Origin of the sequence: Streptomyces sp. Rer75 (assembly GCF_013414305.1) — a bacterium.
Lineage (GTDB): Bacteria > Actinomycetota > Actinomycetes > Streptomycetales > Streptomycetaceae > Streptomyces > Streptomyces himastatinicus.
In genome coordinates this window covers 8894290-8912898 of record NZ_CP058693.1, presented here as the reverse complement: position 1 = coordinate 8912898, position 18609 = coordinate 8894290, and the positions used below count along the sequence as shown (strand labels likewise).

The 18609-nt window shown below is 72.5% G+C and carries 7 protein-coding genes and 1 pseudogene; 3 read left to right on the top strand and 5 right to left on the bottom strand.

Annotation, left to right across the window (positions count from 1 at the left end; genetic code table 11):
- Positions 1 to 42 precede the first annotated feature (42 nt).
- Entirely contained in the window at positions 43 to 1641 is a 1599-nt protein-coding gene (locus HYQ63_RS38060) for an AMP-binding protein (protein ID WP_179938226.1), read from the bottom strand.
- A 222-nt stretch (positions 1642 to 1863) separates the two neighbouring features.
- On the opposite strand from HYQ63_RS38060, the gene HYQ63_RS38055 reads away from it, so the two are divergent.
- Entirely contained in the window at positions 1864 to 2805 is a 942-nt protein-coding gene (locus HYQ63_RS38055) for an ACP S-malonyltransferase (protein ID WP_179938225.1), read from the top strand.
- A 35-nt stretch (positions 2806 to 2840) separates the two neighbouring features.
- Here HYQ63_RS38055 and HYQ63_RS38050 read toward each other — a convergent pair whose 3' ends face one another.
- Positions 2841 to 3077, bottom strand: coding sequence for an acyl carrier protein (locus HYQ63_RS38050; RefSeq protein WP_123107321.1), 237 nt, complete (start codon positions 3075 to 3077; stop codon positions 2841 to 2843).
- Positions 3078 to 3210: 133 nt separating this feature from the next.
- Here HYQ63_RS38050 and HYQ63_RS38045 point away from each other — a divergent pair, with 133 nt between their 5' ends.
- The gene (locus HYQ63_RS38045) at positions 3211 to 4728 is read left to right on the top strand and encodes an AMP-binding protein (RefSeq protein WP_179938224.1); all 1518 of its coding nucleotides are present in this window, start codon (positions 3211 to 3213) and stop codon (positions 4726 to 4728) included.
- A gap of 37 nt (positions 4729 to 4765) precedes the next feature.
- On the opposite strand, the gene HYQ63_RS38040 is transcribed toward HYQ63_RS38045, so the two are convergent.
- Positions 4766 to 5362 (bottom strand): TetR/AcrR family transcriptional regulator, encoded by a 597-nt coding sequence (locus HYQ63_RS38040; RefSeq protein ID WP_179938223.1) that lies wholly within the window; start codon positions 5360 to 5362, stop codon positions 4766 to 4768.
- An 86-nt stretch (positions 5363 to 5448) separates the two neighbouring features.
- On the opposite strand from HYQ63_RS38040, the gene HYQ63_RS38035 reads away from it, so the two are divergent.
- The gene (locus tag HYQ63_RS38035; protein WP_179938222.1) at positions 5449 to 7029 is read left to right on the top strand and encodes an MFS transporter; all 1581 of its coding nucleotides are present in this window, start codon (positions 5449 to 5451) and stop codon (positions 7027 to 7029) included.
- 117 nt (positions 7030 to 7146) lie between these two features.
- Here the strand turns inward: HYQ63_RS38035 and HYQ63_RS38030 are convergent, their stop codons facing one another.
- Positions 7147 to 8385, bottom strand: coding sequence for a cytochrome P450 (locus HYQ63_RS38030; protein WP_257232408.1), 1239 nt, complete (start codon positions 8383 to 8385; stop codon positions 7147 to 7149).
- 85 nt (positions 8386 to 8470) lie between these two features.
- Positions 8471 to 18607 (bottom strand): annotated as a pseudogene (locus HYQ63_RS38025) (SDR family NAD(P)-dependent oxidoreductase); the annotation flags it as partial.
- Positions 18608 to 18609 lie beyond the last annotated feature (2 nt).

Below are 18609 nucleotides of genomic sequence, written 5' to 3'. Positions count from 1 at the left end.
AGGCAGGGAGGCGATCAGGACGATCAGGGCGGTCAGGGGCGGTCAGGACGCCGCGAGGGCGGTCAGGGCGGCGCGGTCGACCTTGCCGTTGACGGTCAGCGGGAACTCGTCCACCACGTGCACGCCCTGCGGGATCATGTAGGCGGGCAGGGCGGCGCGGCAGAACGCGACCACCTCCTTGGCGTCCGGCGCGGGGCCGCCGGGCGCGCGGGTGACGAACGCGTGCAGCACCGGGTCGCCGTCCGCGCGCGGCAGGAGCATCGCGACCGCGCCGGTGACGCCGGTGAACTGGCCGATGCGGCGCTCCACCTCGCCCAGTTCGACGCGGTTGCCGCGGATCTGCACCTGGGAGTCGGCGCGGCCGTGGAAGTACAGCTCGCCGTCGGCCCCCATGGTGGCCAGGTCGCCGGTCTTGAACACCCGCTGCCCCGACCTGGGGTCGAGCGGGTCGGGGACGACGACGGCGCGGGTGGCCTCCGGGTCGTTCCAGTACCCGGAGAACAGCGACGGGCTGCGCAGATAGATCTCGCCGAGCACTCCGGGCTCGTCCACGGGACGGCCGTCGGGCCCGATGAGCATCATCTCCGCGCCCGCCACCGCGTAGCCGATCGACAGGCATTCGGTGCCGGGCGGCAGCGGGTTGGGCACTTCGGTGATGGACGCGGCCATGGTCTCGGTGGCGCCGTAGCCGTTGGTGAAGCGGACCTTCGGCAACAGCTCCTGGAGGGCGCGCAGCTCCTCCAGGGGGAAGTCCTCCCCGGAGAACGCGATGCGCCGCAGCACACCGTGCTCACCCAGCTCGGCCAGCAGCTCCGGCTCGTGGCGCAGCACCGGACGCCACGCCGAGGGGACGGCGTCGACCTGGGTGGTCCCGGTGTCGCGCAGGAACGACAGGAAGCGGCGGGGCCAGTTGAGCCGGTCGCGCGGTACGGGCACCAGCGCGGCGCCGTGGCTGAGGGCGAACCCGATGTCGAACAGCGCGAAGTCGAACTGGAGCGGCGCGGTGCCCGCCACGCGGTCCTCGGACGTGATCAGCTCGGCGGCCTCCGCACCGCGCAGGAACGCGATGACCCCGCGGTGGCTCATGACCACGCCCTTGGGCCGGCCCGTCGTGCCCGAGGTGAAGGTGATGTACGCGGTGTCGAGGGGCGTGACGACGCGGCGGCGGCGGACGCGCGGCGCGGGCGGCCGCTCCACGGTGAGTCCGTCCGGGCCGAACCGGGCGGTGCCGACCGTCTCGGGGATGCCGGTGCGCTGTCCGCCCGTGGACTGGAGGTACAGCGCGGGCTCGGCGCTGTCGATGATCGTCAGGAGCCGTTCGTCCGGGGTCTCGGGGCTGACCGGGGTGAACGGCAGCCCCAGCGTGGCGCAGGCGAGCAGGGTGGCGATGGCGTCCGCATCGGTGTCGGACTCCAGGATGACGCGGTCGCCGACGTCGAGGCCGAGCGCGTCGAGCGCCTCGGCGCAGCGGTCGGTGCGCTCCTGGAGTTCGCCGTAGCTGACCGTCTCCAGACCGCCGTCCGCCGCGGCCTGGATCACGGCGGGCCGGTCGGGGCCCTTCCGGGCGGCGGCCAGCAGATAGGTCCGCAGGTTGTCCACCGATGCGTGCGCCCGGGCTGGACGCGCTCCATTCGGGCTCATGCGCCACCCTTCCGATTCGGGCCTTCTCAGCAAATGCCAGGCTGTTTCTAACAGGGCGCTTTTACGGCCCACAAGAACTCTCGCCCACCCACCCCTGAACTAGGGGGCGTTAGGGGTTATGCCGGTACCGGGGGCCAACAAGACTGGCCGGAAACAATAGATCGAATCTTTGGGCTTTCAGAATGCACACGCGACGAGCGTGACAAAAGGGAGAGCGAGAATATGTCGGCGATTGTCTTTCCTGGAATCGGCCCGACGCGGTTCGCCGACTCGGCGCGGTTCCTGGCGGTCCATCCGGTGGCGCGCCGGCTCGTCGCCGAGGCGGACCGGGCCCTTGGCTATTCGCTGATCGACCGGTACCGGGAGGCCGAGGCCCGCGGCGACCAGGGCGCGTTCCCCGAACCGGCCCGGATCGCCTTCCTCGTCTCCTGTCTGGCGCTGGCCGAATGGACGGTCGCCGAGCACGAGGTGACGCCGGTGGCGTGCGCCGGGGCCAGCTTCGGCGGCACGGCGGCGGCGGTGTTCGCCGGGGCGCTGCCGTTCGCCGAGGCCGTGGCGATGACCGCGGAGCAGGGCCGCCTGGTGGACGCGTACTTCGCGCGCGAGCACCGCGACCTCGTCGCCCAGTCGTTCGCCCGCGTCCCGCCCGACCAGCTGGCCGAGATCCGCGCCGAGCTGGACGCGCGCGGCGAGTGGAACGAGGTGGCCTGCCACGTCGACCGCGACTTCCACATGCTGTCGGTGCGCGAGGAGATGGTGGACTGGCTCCAGCGGCGGCTCAAGGCGGTGGGCGGCCTGCCGCTGTACGTCATGCGGCCGCCGATGCACTCGGCCCTGTTCGGCGCGCTGCGGGAGGAGATCGAGGCGGAGGTCGCCGCGGCCGTCCCGTTCCGCGACCCCGAGATCCCCGTGGTGTCCGACCACGACGGGTCGCTGGTGCGGACGGGCGCGGGGGTGCGGACGCTGCTGCTGGACGCGGTGACCCGCACGGTGCGCTGGCCGTCCGTCGTCGACACGCTGAAGGGGCTGGGCGCCCGGCGGGTGCACGTCACCGGGCAGGACGGGCTGTGGGGCCGGGTGGACGTCATGACCGAGGCGTTCGAGGTGGTGGCGGTGCGGCCGGAGACGGCCATGCGACCGCGCCGACGCAGCGCGATCGCATAAGCGGACGGACGGCGCAGCAGCGGACGGAAGGCGGGTCAGCGCATGGCCGCCAGGGCTTTCCACAGCGTCTCGGGGGTGGCGAAGTTGTCGTCGTTGAGCGCGTCGTCGACGAAACGGACGCCGTACATGTCCTCCAGCGACGACAGCAGCGAGACCATTCCCATGGAATCGAGGCCGAAGTCACGCAGGCTCAGGTCCGCGGTGAGTTCGTCCCCCGATTCCAGCAAAGGAAGGTGTTTGCGGAGCAGTTCCCCGAAAGACTCGTCCCACATGCGCGCTCCCCTGTTTTTCCCGGCCCTTACCGAATAGTCGACTGCCGAATAGTCGGCGTCGCCGCCAACCTAAGCCCTGCGTCCCGCGGGCCGTCACCCCTATCCACCCCTTTTCTCTTCCCGGAGGAAGGAAATGATCGAGACACCGGTCCCCGGACACGGTCTGCACGAACGGTTTCTGCGCGGTCTGGCGCTGTCGCCCGGCCGCGCCGCGATCCGTGTGGACGACGAGATCCTGACGTACGAGGCGATGCACGAACTGGCGCTGCGCCGGGCGGGGGCGCTGCGCGCCCGGTCCCCGGAGGGGCCGCACACCGTCGCCGTGCTGGCGGACAAGAGTCTGACCGCGTACGTGGGAATCCTGGCGGCGCTGTACTCGGGCGCCACCATCGTGCCGCTCAATCCGCGGTTCCCCGCCGAGCGCACCCGGCGCATGCTCACCGCGGCAGGTGTCTCGACGGTCATCGCCGATCCCATCGGCCGGGCCGCGCTCGCCGAAACCGAACTGGACGACCTGCCCGTCCTGGACGACGCCGCCACCGCTCCCCCGCTGGACGCGCCGGTGGCCGTCCGGCCGTCCGACATCGCGTACGTCCTGTTCACCTCGGGATCGACGGGCCGCCCCAAGGGCGTACCGATGACCCACGGCGCCAACGACCACTACTTCACCCTGCTGGACCGGCGCTACGACTTCGGGCCCGGCGATGTGTTCTGCCAGAACGTGGGCCTCAACTTCGACTGCGCGATGTTCGAGCTGTTCTGCGCCTGGGGCCGCGGGGCACCGGTGCACGCCATTCCGCCCGCGGCCCACCGGGACTTGCCGGGGTTCCTCGCCGAGCGGCGGATGACCGTGTGGTTCTCCACCCCGAGCGGCACGTCGTTCATCCGGCGGATGGGCGGGCTGACGCCCGGGGCCATGCCCACGCTGCGGTGGAGCTTCTTCGCGGGCGAGGCGCTGCTGTGCGACGACGCCGCCGCCTGGCAGGCCGCCGCGCCGAACTCGCGGATCGAGAACCTCTACGGGCCGACCGAGCTGACCGTCACCATCACCGGCCACCGCTGGTCGCCGGACACCTCACCGAGCCGGGCGGTGAACGGCGTCGTCCCGATCGGCGCGGTGCACCCCGGCCATGACCACGTGCTGCTCGACGGGGACACCGAGTCCGCGGTCGAGGGCGAACTGTGCATCACCGGGCCGCAGATGACCCCCGGCTATCTGGACCCCGCGGACAACGAGGGCCGGTTCCTGGAGCGCGACGGCCGCCGCTGGTACCGGACGGGCGACCGGGTGCGGCGGCTGGACGACGGCGAGCTGGTGTACCTCGGCCGCCTGGACAACCAGGTGCAGATCCAGGGCTTCCGGGTCGAACTGGCCGAGGTGGACCATGTCGTACGGCGGTGTGCGGGCGTGCAGAACGCCGCCACCGTGACCCGCCCGGCGCCGGACGGCGGGCTGGAACTCGTCCTCTACTACACCGGCGACCGTGTGCACCCGGTGGCGCTGCGCCGCGAGCTGTCCGCGCATCTGCCCGAGCCCATGGTGCCCAAGGTGTTCCGGCACGTGGCGGAGTTCCCGCTGAACGCCAACCACAAGGTCGACCGGGGGCTGCTGGCCCGCGAGGCGGCCGCGATGTCGGACGGCCGCCCCTGATCCGGGCTCATCCGAGCTGGTCCGGGCTGATCCGTGCTCAGACGGCCATCCCCGACCCGAAGCGGCGGGCGTCCTCCACGACCGTCCGCAGCGCCTCGGCGAGCGACGCGCCCGTCGAGGCGTGCTCGGGGTCGATCACCCATTGCATCATCACGCCGCTGAGCAGCGCGTGGTAGAACTGCCCGACCGCGTCCCGGGTGTGCGGGGGCAACTCCTCGTCGCCCAGGAGGAGTTCGACCAGCCCCTTCTGGGCCTGCTGCTGCGCGTCGACGATGAAGCTGCGGACCTCGGGCACGTGCTCGATCTGGGAGATCGCCTCGAACTGGGCGGCCCACACCGGGCGGTGCCGCTCGAACAGCTCGATCACGCGCGTCCAGGCGCGCTCGAACCGCCCGATCGGATCGTCGGGCAGGTCCCCCACATCGGCCACGGCCCGCTTCAGCTCCTGGGCCCACTCCTCCAGCGCCTCCATGATCGCGGCGTTGAGCAGGGCTTCCTTGGTGCCGTAGTGGTAGCCGATCGAGGCCAGGTTGGTGCCGGACGCCTCGACGATGTCCCGCGCGGTGGTACGGGCGTACCCCTTCTCGTACAGGCAGCGCTTCGCCCCGACCAGCAGGTCCTCTCGGTGTCCCATGCGAAGAAGTCTAATCGCACCGCCCTGAGATCTGTCTTAGACAAGCGTCCTAGACAGTTTACTTATACAAATCTATAGTCGCGGCCATGAGTGAGCCCCTGAGCCCCCAACGAGCAAGCCGGAAGGACTGGATCGGCCTCGCCGTCCTCGTCATCCCGGTCCTTCTGATGTCGATGGACATGACCGTCCTGTACTTCGCGCTGCCGTTCCTCAGCGCGTCCCTGGAACCGAGCGCCACGCAGCAGTTATGGATCGTGGACATCTACGCGTTCATGCTCGCCGGGCTGCTCATCACCATGGGCACCCTCGGCGACCACATCGGCCGCCGGCTGCTGCTCATGCTGGGCGCCGTGGTGTTCGGCGCCTCGTCCCTGGCCGCCGCCTACGCGGGCAGCGCCGAACTCCTGATCGCCGCACGGGCCGTCCTGGGCATCGCCGGGGCCGTGCTCGCGCCGTCCACGCTCGCGCTGATCCGCAACATGTTCCACGATCCCACCGAGCGCCGTACCGCGATCGCGATCTGGACGGCGGGCCTCTCCGGCGGTGCCGCGCTGGGGCCGATCGTGTCGGGGCTCCTGCTGGAGAAGTTCTGGTGGGGCTCGGTCTTCCTGATCAACATCCCGGTCATGGCCGTGATCCTGCTGCTGGGCCCGCTGCTGCTGCCGGAGTACCGCGCGCCGCGGCCGGGCCGCTTCGACCTTCTCGGCGCCGCGCTGTCGCTGGGCACCGTGCTTCCCGTCATCTACGGCATCAAGGAACTCGCCGACGACGGCTTCGCCTGGAAGTACGCGGCCATCACGGCCGCCGGGGTCGTCGTCGGCGTGCTGTTCTTCCTCCGCCAGCGCTCGGCCGCCAATCCGCTGATCGACCTGAGCCTGTTCCGCGACCGGGGGTTCAGCGCGTCCATCGGCGTCAATCTGGTGGCCCTGTTCGCGATGGTCGGCTTCCTGCTGTTCTCCACCCAGTGGATCCAACTGGTCTACGGGCTGAGCCCGTTGAAGGCCGGATTGTGGACCCTGCCCGCCCCGCTGGCGGTGGCGGTGACGACATCGGTGGCCGCCGTGCTGGCCAAGTCGATCCGCCCCGGCTACATCATCGGTGCCGGCTTGGTCATCGCCACGGCCGGATTCGCCGTCATGACACAGCTGCGCGCCGATTCGAGCCTGGCCGTCGCGGTGATCGGTGCGACGATCATCTCGGGCGGGGTGGGCATGGCGATCCCCCTGACCGCCGACCTGATCGTCTCCGCGGCGCCACCGGAGCGCGTGGGTGCGGCCTCGGCACTGCCGGAGACCAGCAACCAGCTCGGCGGGGCGCTGGGGGTGGCGATCCTGGGCAGCATCGGTTCCGCCATCTACACCCGCGATGTGTCCGACGCGACGTCAGGACTTCCGCACGAGGCCGCCGAGGCCGCCGAGGGCTCGCTCGGTGGCGCCGCGGAGGTGGCGAAGCATCTGCCCGACCGCGCGAGCGAACCGCTCCTCCAGGTCGCCGGGGAGGCGTTCACCCGCGGCATGAACATCAGCGCCGTGGTTGCCGGGGCCGTCATGCTGGCGGGCGCGGCGGGCGCCGCATGGCTCATGCGCCACGTCGCGACTCCCGCCGCCGCTCCGGCGGCGGCCGCCCCCGCGAAGGCCGGGCCCGCGCCCGCCCCCAGCCCGGAGTGAGGGCCGCCGCTCTGCCGCGTTCACGGAAAAGGGTCCCCGCGCGATGGTCGCGCGGGGACCCTTTTCTCAGGGGCGTTCAGCTTGCGCAGGGGCCCGTTCAGCTTGCGCCGGGGCCGTTCAGCGGCCGAGGGTCACGGGCAGGGTGGTGAAGCCGGTGAGGCCCATGACGGCGCGGCGCTCGGGGGTGCCGGACAGCTCGATCTTCGGGAAGGTGTCGATCAGCTTCGGGAAGAGTTCGGCGCCCTCGATGCGCGCGAGGCTGCCGCCGAAGCAGTAGTGGGCTCCGGCACTGAAGCTCAGGTGGGGGCCGTTGTCGCGGGTCAGGTCCAGGCGGTGCGGGTCCGGGAACCGGGCCGGGTCGCGGTTGGCGGCGGCGAGCAGGGTCAGGACGAGAACCCCCTCGGGTATCTCGGCACCGCCGATGGTGACCGGTCGTGTGGTGACCCGGCTCGCCGCGGTGGTGTGGGTGGTGTGGCGCAGTAATTCCTCCACGGCCGACGGCGTGATGCTCTTGTCCGCGCGCCAGCGGTTCAGCTCGTCGGGGTGGTCGAGGAGCGCGAGCACCCCGGTGGCGACGAGGTTGGTGGTGGCCGCGAAGCCCGCGGTGAACAGGAAGAGGATGAGCGCCATCAGCTCGTCCTCGTCCAGCCGGCCGTTGGTGGCCTCCTGGACGAGCGAGGACATCAGGTCGTCGCGCGGGGCGGCGCGCCGATTCTTGATCACCTCACGGAAGTACCCGGCCAGCTCCTCGGCCGAGGCGTCGGCACGGGTCAGGTCCTCCTCGGTGTAGAGGCCGGAGAAGACGTGCGACCAGTCGTCGGCCAGCTTCCAGAGGTGTTTGCCGTCCTCGTACGGAAGGCCGAGCATGTCGCTGATGACCGCGACCGGGAAGGGCACGGCCAGCAGGTCCACGAGGTCGACCACCTCGCCGCCGTCGGACCGCTCGATGAGTCCGTCGATGAGTCCGGCCGTCAGCCGCTCCACCGCGGGCTGCATCTTCTTGATCTTGTTGGGGGTGAAGACGCGGGCGGCCAGGCCGCGGATACGGCCGTGGTCGGGCTGGTTGAGGGTGACCATCGAGTTCAGGTACATGCGCAGGGAGAGATGGTCGGCCCAGTCCTCGCGCATCTGGGTGGCGGCGCGGGCGCCGCTCTGCACGTCGGGCAGCCGCAAGAACTCGGTGACCTCCTCGTACCCGGACATCACCCACACGCCGAGCGCGGCGGCGTGGTGGACCCGATTCACCGACTGAAGCGTCTCGTAGAGGGGGAAGGGGTCGGCGGGAAAGGGCGGCGAGATCAGCGCGATCAGCGCTTCGTCGGCCTGCTGGGCCGTCGGGGTCGTTTCGGTGGTCATGTGGGGCGTTCTCCTCAGTGTGGTGCTTCGGTGTGGTGCCTCGGTGTCGTGCCTGGGTGTGGTGATGGTCCGGTCCGGCGCGTGGTTACGGCGCGGACCTCGTGTCCAGCTCGTCGTCGAGGACGTCGAACAGTTCGTCGGCCGAGAGCGAGGCGAGTTCGGTCTCTTCGCCGCCGCCCCCGTCCGGCCGGTGGGTCTCCAGCCATCCGGCCGTCAGGGCGCGCAGCCGGTCGGCCACGCGGCCGTATGCCTCCTCGTCCGGTGTCGCCGACGCCAACGCCGCCTCCAGCCGGGCCAGGTCGGCTTCCAGCGGGGATGCGGTGGGTTCCTGCTCCGCGCCCAGCTGTTCGCGCAGCTCGTCGGCGACCGCGGCGGGCGTCGGGTGGTCGAACACCAGGGTCGCGGGCAGCTTCAGACCGGTCGCCGCGCGCAGGCCGTTGCGCAGTTCCACGGCGGTGAGCGAGTCGAAGCCCAGGTCCTTGAACGCCCGGTCGGACCGGATGGCGTCGGCCCCGTCGTGCCCGAGCACCGCCGCCACCTGCGTCCGCACCAGGTCCAGCAGCAGGCCGTCGCGTTCGGCGTCGTCGGCCAGGGCCGCCAGCCTGCGCCGCAGCCCCGCGCCGCCGTCTCCGCCGCCCGCCGCGCCCGGGCCCGCGACGCGACGGCGCGAGGTGGGCACCAGGCCGCGCAGCATCCCCGGGAGCCGGTCGGCGGGACGTGTCCGCAGGGCGGCCGTGTCCAGGCGGAACGGCGCCAGCACCGGCTCCCGCGTACGCAACGCGTCGTCCAGCAGCGCCAGTCCCTCTTCCTGCGACAGGGCGGGCAGGCCCATGCGCATCATGCGCTTCCGGTCCGCCTCGGCCAGCTCGCCGAGCCCGGTGTCGGCCTCCCACAGCCCGAACGCCAGCGATGTCACCGGCAGTCCGGCCTGGTGGCGACGGAGGGCGAGCGCGTCCAGGAACACGTTCGCCGCGGCATAGTTGCCCTGCCCGGCGGCCAGCACGAGCCCGGCGAGCGAGGAGAACAGCACGAACGCCGACAGATCGCGGTCGGCCGTCAGCTCGTGCAGGTTCCAGGCCCCGTCCACCTTGGGCCGCAGGACCGTGTCCATGCGCTCCGGTGTCAGCCCTCGCACCAGCCCGTTGTCCACGACACCGGCCGCGTGCACGACCGCGTCGACCGGATGCCGGTCCAGCACGGCGGCGAGCGCTGAGCGATCGGCCACATCGCACGCCTCGATGGCAACGCGCGCACCGTAGCCGGTCAGTTCGGCGCGCAGTTCCGCCGCGCCCGGCGCGTTCTCGCCCCGGCGGCTGGTCAGGACGAGCCGCCGGACGCCGTGTGCCGTGACCAGGTGGCGGGCCACCAGGGCGCCGAGGCCACTGGTCCCGCCCGTGATCAGCACCGTGGACGCCCGGTCCCACGGGGCGTGGGCCTCGTCCACCGCGGCGGCGGGCACGCGGGCGAACTCGGGGACGAGCAGCTCGCCGCCCCGGAACGCCATCTCGGGCGCGTCGACCAGGGGTGGCACGGTGGCCGCGTCATCGAGGTCGAGGAGGAGGAACCGGCCCGGATTCTCCGCCGCGGCCGCCCGGACCAGACCCCATACGGGTGCCTGGCCCAGGTCGACGTCCTCGCCCTCGACCGGCACCGCACGACGGGTGACGACCGCGAGCTTCGCCTCGTCCTTGCCGTGGTCGGCCAGCCACTCCTGGAGGCGCGCCAGCACCTCGCCCAGGACCACGCGTACGGCCTCGGGGGTGTCCCCCGCCGCCCGCGGGACCTCGTACACCTCGACGGGTGTCTCCGGCGCGGGGTGGGCGGCCGCCTTGGTCCAGGTGAGGGCGAACAGCGACTCGCGGTGGTCGCCGCCCGCTCGCAGCTGCTCGGCCGAAACGGGCCTCGACGCCAGGTTCGCCACCGAGAGGACGGGCGCCCCGGTCTCGTCGGCGACCAGCACCTCCGTACCGCCGTCCCCGTCCCGGTGCGACAGCCGGACGCGCAGCGCCGAGGCACCGGCGCGGTGGAGCGAGACGCCGCCCCAGGAGAACGGCAGCTCCGGCGCCCCGGCACCCTCGTCCTCGATCAGCCCTACGTGCATCGCCGCGTCCAGGAGCGCGGGATGCACACCGAACCGGGCCGCCTCCGCCCCTTCCGGAAGTGCGACCTCGGCGAACACGACGTCATCGCCACGCCGCCAGGCCGCCCTGAGCCCCTGGAAGGCCGGACCGTAGTCATAGCCGCGGGCGAGCAGGGCGGCATAGGCACCGTCCACCGGTAGCGGCGTCGCGTCGGCCGGAGGCCAGACGCTCAGATCGGACGACGGTGGCGTGGCGGACGCGACGATGCCACCGGTCGCGTTGCGGGTCCACGTCTCGTCATCGAGGGACGAGTAGATTTCGAGGGTGCGCGCGCCGGAGCCGTCCGGGCCACCCACCACGACCCGCACCGCCACGCCGCCCTTCTCGGGGACGACGAGGGGCGCTTCGAGCGTCAGCTCGTCGATCGCCTCGCACCCCGTCTCGTGGGCGGCTTGCAGCGCGAGTTCGACCAGACCGGTGCCGGGCAGCAGCAGGGTGCCCAGCACATCGTGGTCGGCGAGCCAGGGGTGGGAGTCGAGGGAGAGCCGCCCGGTGAACACGGCCCCGCCGGTGTCCGGCAGCACGACCCTCGCGCCCAGGAGCGGATGGTCGACCGTTTCGGCTCCGGCGAGGGCCGTGGGCTGCTCGATCAGCCAGTAGCGTGTGCGCTGGAAGGGATACGTGGGCAACTCGACGCGCCGGGCACCGCGCCCCGCGAACACCGCGGCCCAGTCCACCGGCACACCCACCGCATACAACCGCCCCACACCCGCGAACACGCCCTCCACCTCGGGACGATCCCGGCGCAGCGTGGCCGCCATCGTGCCCTCGACGGACTGCTGCGCCATCGCCGTCAGCACACCATCCGGCCCCACCTCCAGGAACCGCGTCACACCCTCGTCCCGCAACGCACGCACGTCATCGGCGAACCGCACCGCATCCCGCACATGCCGCACCCAGTACTCCGCCGACGCCACGTCCTTCGTCAGACGGATGGCCGGGGCGTGGTACTCCACGCTCTCCGCGACCTTGCGGAACTCCTCCAGCATCGGGTCCATCAAGGGTGAGTGGAACGCGTGCGAGACGGAGAGGCGGCGCGTCTTACGGTCGCTGAACTGGGCGACGACCGCCGTCACGGCGTCCTCGGCGCCCGAAATCACCACGGAGGACGGGCCGTTGACCGCGGCGATCCCCACCGCACCGTCCAGCAGCGGCGCCACTTCGTCCTCCGTGGCCTGGATCGCCACCATGGCCCCACCGGGTGGCAGCGCCCCCATCAGCTGTCCTCGCGCCGTGATCAACCGCGCGGCGTCTTCCAGACTCAGCACTCCCCCGACATGGGCGGCGGCCAGTTCGCCGATGGAGTGACCGGCCAGGTAGTCCGGGCGGATGCCCCAGGACTCCAGCAACCGGAACAGGGCCACTTCCAGGGCGAAGATCGCCGGCTGGGTGAACTCCGTGCGCTGCAAGGCCGCTTCGTCATCACCCCACACCACCTCCTTCAACGCCAGCCCCGACGCCTCACACACCGCGTCGAACGCCGCCGCGAAGACCGGGAAGGTGTCATACAACTCCCGCCCCATGCCGAGGCGTTGACTCCCCTGCCCGGTGAACAGGAACGCCACCTTGCCGCCCCCGCCCGACGCCACATCGCTGATCGTCTCCGACCCCACCAGCACCGCACGATGCTCCAGCGCGGCACGCCCCGTCGCCGCCGAAAACGCCACATCAAGCTGGTCGTGGTCTTCCGCGAACGCACGGATCCGCTCCATCTGGGCTTGGAGTGCGTCATGCGTCTTGGCCGACACCACGATCGGCGCCACCGGAAGTTCACGGCGCTCCTCGGGGCGCTCCTCGACCGGCGGGGCTTCCTCCACGATCACATGGGCGTTCGTCCCGCTGATGCCGAAGGAGGACACTCCCGCGCGGCGCGGATGCTCGCCGCGCGGCCACTTCCTCGGCTCGGTCAGCAGCCGGACGTTGCCCGCGGACCAGTCCACCTGCGGCGTCGGCTGGTCCACGTGCAGGGTTCTCGGCAACACACCGTGCCGCATCGCCTGCACCATCTTGATGATGCCCGCCACCCCGGCCGCGGCCTGGGTGTGGCCCATGTTGGACTTGATCGACCCCAGCCACAGCGGCTCCGGGCGGTCCTGTCCGTACGTCGCCAGCAGCGCCTGCGCCTCGATCGGATCGCCCAGCGTCGTCCCCGTGCCATGTGCCTCGACCGCGTCCACATCGGCCGCCGACAGGCCCGCGTTCGCCAGCGCCTGGCGGATGACACGCTGTTGGGAGGGTCCGTTCGGGGCCGAGATGCCGTTGCTGGCGCCGTCCTGGTTGAGGGCGCTCCCCCGTACGACGGCCAGCACCGGATGCCCGTTGCGGCGGGCGTCCGACAGCCGCTCGACCAGCAGCATGCCCACGCCCTCGCCCCATCCGGTTCCGTCCGTGGAGGACGAGAAGGACTTGCAACGGCCGTCCGTCGCCAGACCGCGTTGTTCGCTGAAGTCGATGAAGGACTGCGGCGTTCCCATCACGGTCACGCCGCCGACGAGGGCGAGTGAGCATTCGCCGGAACGCAGCGCCTGCGTCGCCCAGTGCATCGCCACCAGCGACGACGAGCACGCCGTGTCCACGGTCACCGCGGGGCCTTCGAGCCCGAGGGTGTAGGCGACGCGGCCGGAGACGAGGCTGCCGCCGCCGGTCCCGCCGGAGTAGTCGTGGTACATGACCCCGGCGAACACCCCCGTCGGGGTGCCCTTCAACGTGCCCGGGTCGATCCCTGCGCGCTCCAGCGCCTCCCACGACACCTCCAGCAGCAATCGCTGCTGCGGGTCCATGTCGCGGGCCTCGCGGGGACTGATGCCGAAGAAGTCCGCGTCGAACTCGGCCGCATCGTGCAGGAACCCGCCGTCGCGCACATAGGTCTTGCCCGGTTTGCCGGGCTCGGGGTCGTAGATGTCCTCGACGCCCCAGCCACGGTCGACCGGAAACTCCGAGATCGCGTCCACGCCCTCGTCCACCAGCCGCCACAGCCCCTCGGGCGAGTCCACCCCGCCCGGATAACGGCACGCCATCCCGACGATGGCGATCGGCTCGTCGTCCGCCCGGGTCGCCACGGGCCCGACCGCCGCCTTCGCCACGGCGCCGGACAGCTCCTCCAGGAGGTGCCGGGCCAGCTCGCCGGGGGTCGGGTAGTCGAAGACGAGAGTGGCGGGCAGCCGGAGTCCGGTGGCGGCGCTCAGGAGGTTGCGCAGCTCGACCGCGGTGAGGGAGTCGAATCCCAGGTCGCGGAAGGCCCGTTCGGGGTCGACGGCCTCGGCACCGGCGAGGCGGAGGACAGTGGCGGCCTGGGAGCGGACGAGTCCGAGGAGTTCGGCGGCGCGTTCGTCGTCGGTGAGCGCGGCCAGCCGCCGCCGTAGTGCTTCGGTGGCGGACGCGGTGGTGTTTGCGACGCGGCGCGACCGGCCGCGGACGAGGCCGCGCAGGAGCGGCGGAGGCGTGTCGAAGGCCGCCGGGTCGAACCGGGCGGACACCAGCGCGGGTTCCGGCACACCGGCTGCGGCATCGAGCAGCGCGAGGCCCTCTTCCTGCGCCAGGGCACGCAGGCCCCCCTGGTCGAGGCCGTCCGCCATGCCGTCTCCGGCCCACGGGCCCCAGGCCAGCGACAGCGCGGGGAGCCCGTTCGCGTGCCGGTGGCGCGCGAGGGCGTCCAGGAACGTGTTGGCGGCCGCGTAGTTGCCCTGCCCGGGAGCGCCGAGGACACCGGCGACGGACGAGAAGAGCACGAACGCGGTCAACCCCATGTCGCGGGTGAGTTCGTGAAGATGCCACGCCGCGTCCGCCTTCGGGCGCAGCACGTGGTCGACGCGGCCGGGCGTCAGCGACGGGATCACGCCGTCGTCCAGCACGCCCGCCGTGTGCACGACCCCGCCGATGGTCCGGCCGTCGAGCAGCGTGGCCAGGGCGTCGCGGTCGGCCACGTCGCACGCCGCCACCTCGGCCTCGGCGCCCAGCGCGGTCAGCTCCTCGATCAGCTCGGCCGCGCCCGGCGCCTCCGGGCCGCGGCGGCTGGTCAGCAGCAGGCGCCGGACCCCGTTCCGGGTGACGAGGTGGCGGGCGACGGCGGTGCCGAGGGCGCCGGTGCCGCCGGTGATCAGGACGGTACGTTCCGGGTCCCATGCGGGGGTGTCCGGGCCGAGCGGCACCCTGGCCAGCCGCGGTACGCGGACCTCGCCACCCCGGACGCTCAGTTCGGGCTCGCCCACCTCCAGGAAGGAGCGGGGATCGATATCGGTGACGGTGTCGGTGTCCACGAGGACGACGCGGCCGGGGTTCTCGCTCGCGGCGGCGCCCACCAGCCCCCGGACGGCGGCGTGGCCGAGGTCGGAGCCGTCGATCGCGCCGTTGGTGACCACGACGAGGGTGGCATCGCGATCGGCCGCCGCCTGTACGGCTTCCAACGCGCCATCGACCGCCGCGCGCACCGCGGACGGCGTGTCCCCGGTCGTCGGCGGGCAGTGGTGCACGGCCACCTCGGCATCGTCGCCCACCGGCCGCCCGCCGGTCGCCGGGACCCACTCGACGCGGAAGAGGGCGTCCGCGACCCGGGCCGAGGCCGGGGCGAGCCCGTCGGCGGTGACGGGACGCAGCGTCAGCGAGCCGACCGAGGCGACGGGCCGTCCCAGGGCGTCGGCCAGCTCCAGCGACACCGTGTCGTCACCCCGGATGCGCAGGCGGACCCGGGCGGCGGTGGCGCCTTCGGTGTGCAGGGTGACGTCCGACCAGGAGAACGGCAGGACCGTCGCACCGTCGTCCGCCGCCAGGTCGAGCGCGTGCAACGCCGAGTCGAGCAGGGCCGGATGGAGGCCGAAGCGTCCGGCGTCGACACCTGCCGGGAGGGCGATGTCGGCGAACACGTCGTCGCCGCGTCGCCACGCCGTACGCAGTCCCTGGAACGCGGGCCCGTAGTCCAGCCGTTCGTAGAGCCCTTCGGCGGCGAGGGGTTCGGCGTCGCGCGGTGGCCACGCGGCGAGGTCGGCGGACGGTTCACCGGCGTCGGGTGCCAGGATCCCTTCGGCGTGCCGGATCCATTCGCGGTCGATCGGGGCGTCGTCGGCACGGGAGTACACGGCCACCGGGCGGCGGCCGGACGCGTCGGGCGCGTCGACGGCGACCTGGAGGTGGACGCCACCGTGTTCGGGCAGGATCAGGGGCGCGCCCAGGGTGAGTTCCTCGACGCGGTGGCATCCCACCTGGTCTCCGGCTCGTACGGCCAGTTCCACGTACGCGGTGCCGGGCAGCAGGACGGTGCCGAGCACGGTGTGGTCGGACAGCCAGGGGTGGGCTCCGGTGGCCAGCCGCCCGGTGAACACCACGCCGTCCGAGCCGGGCAGCCGCACCATCGCGCCGAGCAGCGGGTGATCGGGCCGGTCGAGGCCCACGGAGGTGACGTCGCCGCCCCGGCCGCTCTTGTCGAGCCAGTAGCGGGCGCGCTGGAAGGGGTAGGTGGGCAGGTCGACGCGCCGGGCGCCCCGTCCGTCGAACACCCCCGTCCAGTCGACACGCAGGCCCGCGCCGTGCAGGTGGCCGAGGGCCGTGAGGACGGCGACGGGCTCGGGGTCACGGCGGCGCAGGGCCGGGACGAGCACGGCGGTGTCGGCGGAGGTGGTGAGGCACTGCCGGGCCATGGCGGTCAGTACGCCGTCGGGCCCCAACTCCACGTATCGGGTGACGCCTTCGGCCTCCAGCCGGGACACCGCGTCCGCGAACCGGACCGTGGCACGGACGTGCCGCACCCAGTGCTCCGCGGTGGCCACCTCGCCGTCCGCCATCACCGGGATGCGTGGCTCGGCGTAGGTGACGGTCTCGGCGACGCGGCGGAATTCGTCCAGCATCGGGTCCATCAGGGGCGAGTGGAAGGCGTGCGAAACCGTCAGGCGCCTCGTCCTGCGGGCCCCGAGCCGTTCGGCAACCGCCGCGACGGCCGCCGCGACGCCGTCCTCGGTGCCGGAGAGCACCACCGAGGTGGGGCCGTTGACGGCGGCGAGGTCCACCCGCTCGGTCAGATACGGCGCCACCTCGTCCCGCGTCGCTTCCACGGCCACCATCGCGCCGCCGGGCGGCAGCGCCCCCATCAGCCGGGCTCGCGCGGTGACCAGCGCGGCGGCGTCCTCCAGCGAGAACACCCCGGCCACATGGGCGGCGGCCAGCTCGCCGATCGAGTGGCCGGCGACGAAGTCGGGCCGTACGCCCCAGGATTCCAGCAGCCGGAACAACGCCACTTCGAGGGCGAAGATGGCGGGCTGGGTGAACTCGGTGCGGTGCAGCGCCTCCTCGTCGCCCCACATCACCTCGCGCACCGCCGGGTCGAGCGCGGCGCACACCTCGTCGAAGGCGCGCGCGAAGACGGTGAACGCCGTGTGCAGCTCCCGGCCCATGCCGAGGCGCTGGCTGCCCTGCCCGGTGAACAGGAAGGCGGTCAGCCCGGTGGACCGGGCAACGCCACCGAGGGCCATGTCGTCCGCGTCGTCCGCCAGCGCGGTCAGCGCGGTCAGGATCTCTTCGCGGTCGCGGCCGACCACGACAGTGCGGCGGGCGAGTGCGGCACGGCTGGTGGCGAGGGAGAAGCCCAGGTCCACGGGGTCGAGGCCGGGTGTGTCCCGCAGGTGGTCGGCCAGGTGCCGGGCCTGGGCGCGCAGGGCCCCCGTGGTGTGGGCGGACAGGGGCAGCGGCACGGGCACGCCCGGAGCCGCGGGCCGCTCGGCGGGCAGGGGCTCGGAGACGGGGCCGGTGTCCGCCTGCTCGATGATCACGTGGGCGTTGGTGCCGCTGACTCCGAACGAGGAGATCGCGGCGCGGCGCGGACGGCCGGTGTCGGGCCAGGCGCGGGCCTCGGTGAGGAGGCGTACGTTCCCGGCGTCCCAGTCCACCTCCGGAGTCGCGGCGTCGATGTGCAGTGTCTTCGGCAGGGTGCCGTGCCGGATGGCCTCGACCATCTTGATGACGCCCGCGACGCCCGCGGCGGCCTGGGAGTGGCCGATGTTCGACTTGATGGACCCCAGCCACAGTGGCTGATCGCGCTCCCGGCCGTACGTGGCGAGCAGGGCCTGCGCCTCGATCGGGTCGCCGAGCGAAGTCCCGGTGCCGTGCCCCTCCATGGCGTCTACGTCGGCGGGCGTCAGCCCGGCCGCGGCCAGCGCCTGCTTGATCACGCGGCGCTGGGACGGGCCGTTGGGGGCGCTGAAGCCGTTGGACGCGCCGTCCTGGTTGACCGCCGAGCCGCGCACCACGGCCAGCACGGGGTGGCCGTGGCGGCGGGCGTCGGACAGCTTCTCCAGCAGCAGGACGCCCGCGCCCTCGCCCCAGCCGGTGCCGTCGGCGGAGGCGGCGAACGAGCGGCAGCGGCCGTCGGGGGAGAGCCCTCGCTGCTCGCTGAACTCGATGAACGTCTCGGGCGTGGCCATCACGCTGACGCCCCCGGCCAGCGCCAGGGTGCACTCCCCCGTACGCAGGGCCTGCGCCGCCCACTGCAACGCCACCAGCGACGAGGAGCAGGCGGTGTCGACGGTGACCGCCGGGCCCTCGAAGCCGAGGGTGTAGGCGACGCGTCCGGACACCAGGCTGCCGTCGCTGCTGGTGATGCCGTAGTCGTGGTACATGGCACCGGCGAAGACACCGGTGCGGCTGCCGCGCAGCGATGCCGGGTCCAGGCCCGCGCGTTCCACCGCCTCCCAGGTGATCTCCAGCAGCAGCCGCTGCTGGGGGTCCATGGTGAGGGCCTCGCGCGGGCTGATGCCGAAGAACTCGGGGTCGAAGTCGGCGGCGTCGTACAGGAAACCGCCGTGGCGGACGTAGCTCTTGCCGGGCTTTCCGGGCTCCGGGTCGTACAGGGTGCTCAGGTCCCAGCCACGGTCACCGGGGAACGGGCCGATGGCGTCGCGGCCCTCGGCGACCAGCGCCCACAGCCCCTCCGGGGAGGCGACACCACCGGGGAAACGGCAGGCCATGCCGATGATCGCGATGGGTTCCGTGGCGACACTCGCGGCGGTGCGCAGGCTCTCGTTGTCCCGCCGCAGCCGCTCGTTCTCGACGAGCGAGCCGCGCAGCGCCTCGACGATCTCCTCGACGTTGGCTTCCACCG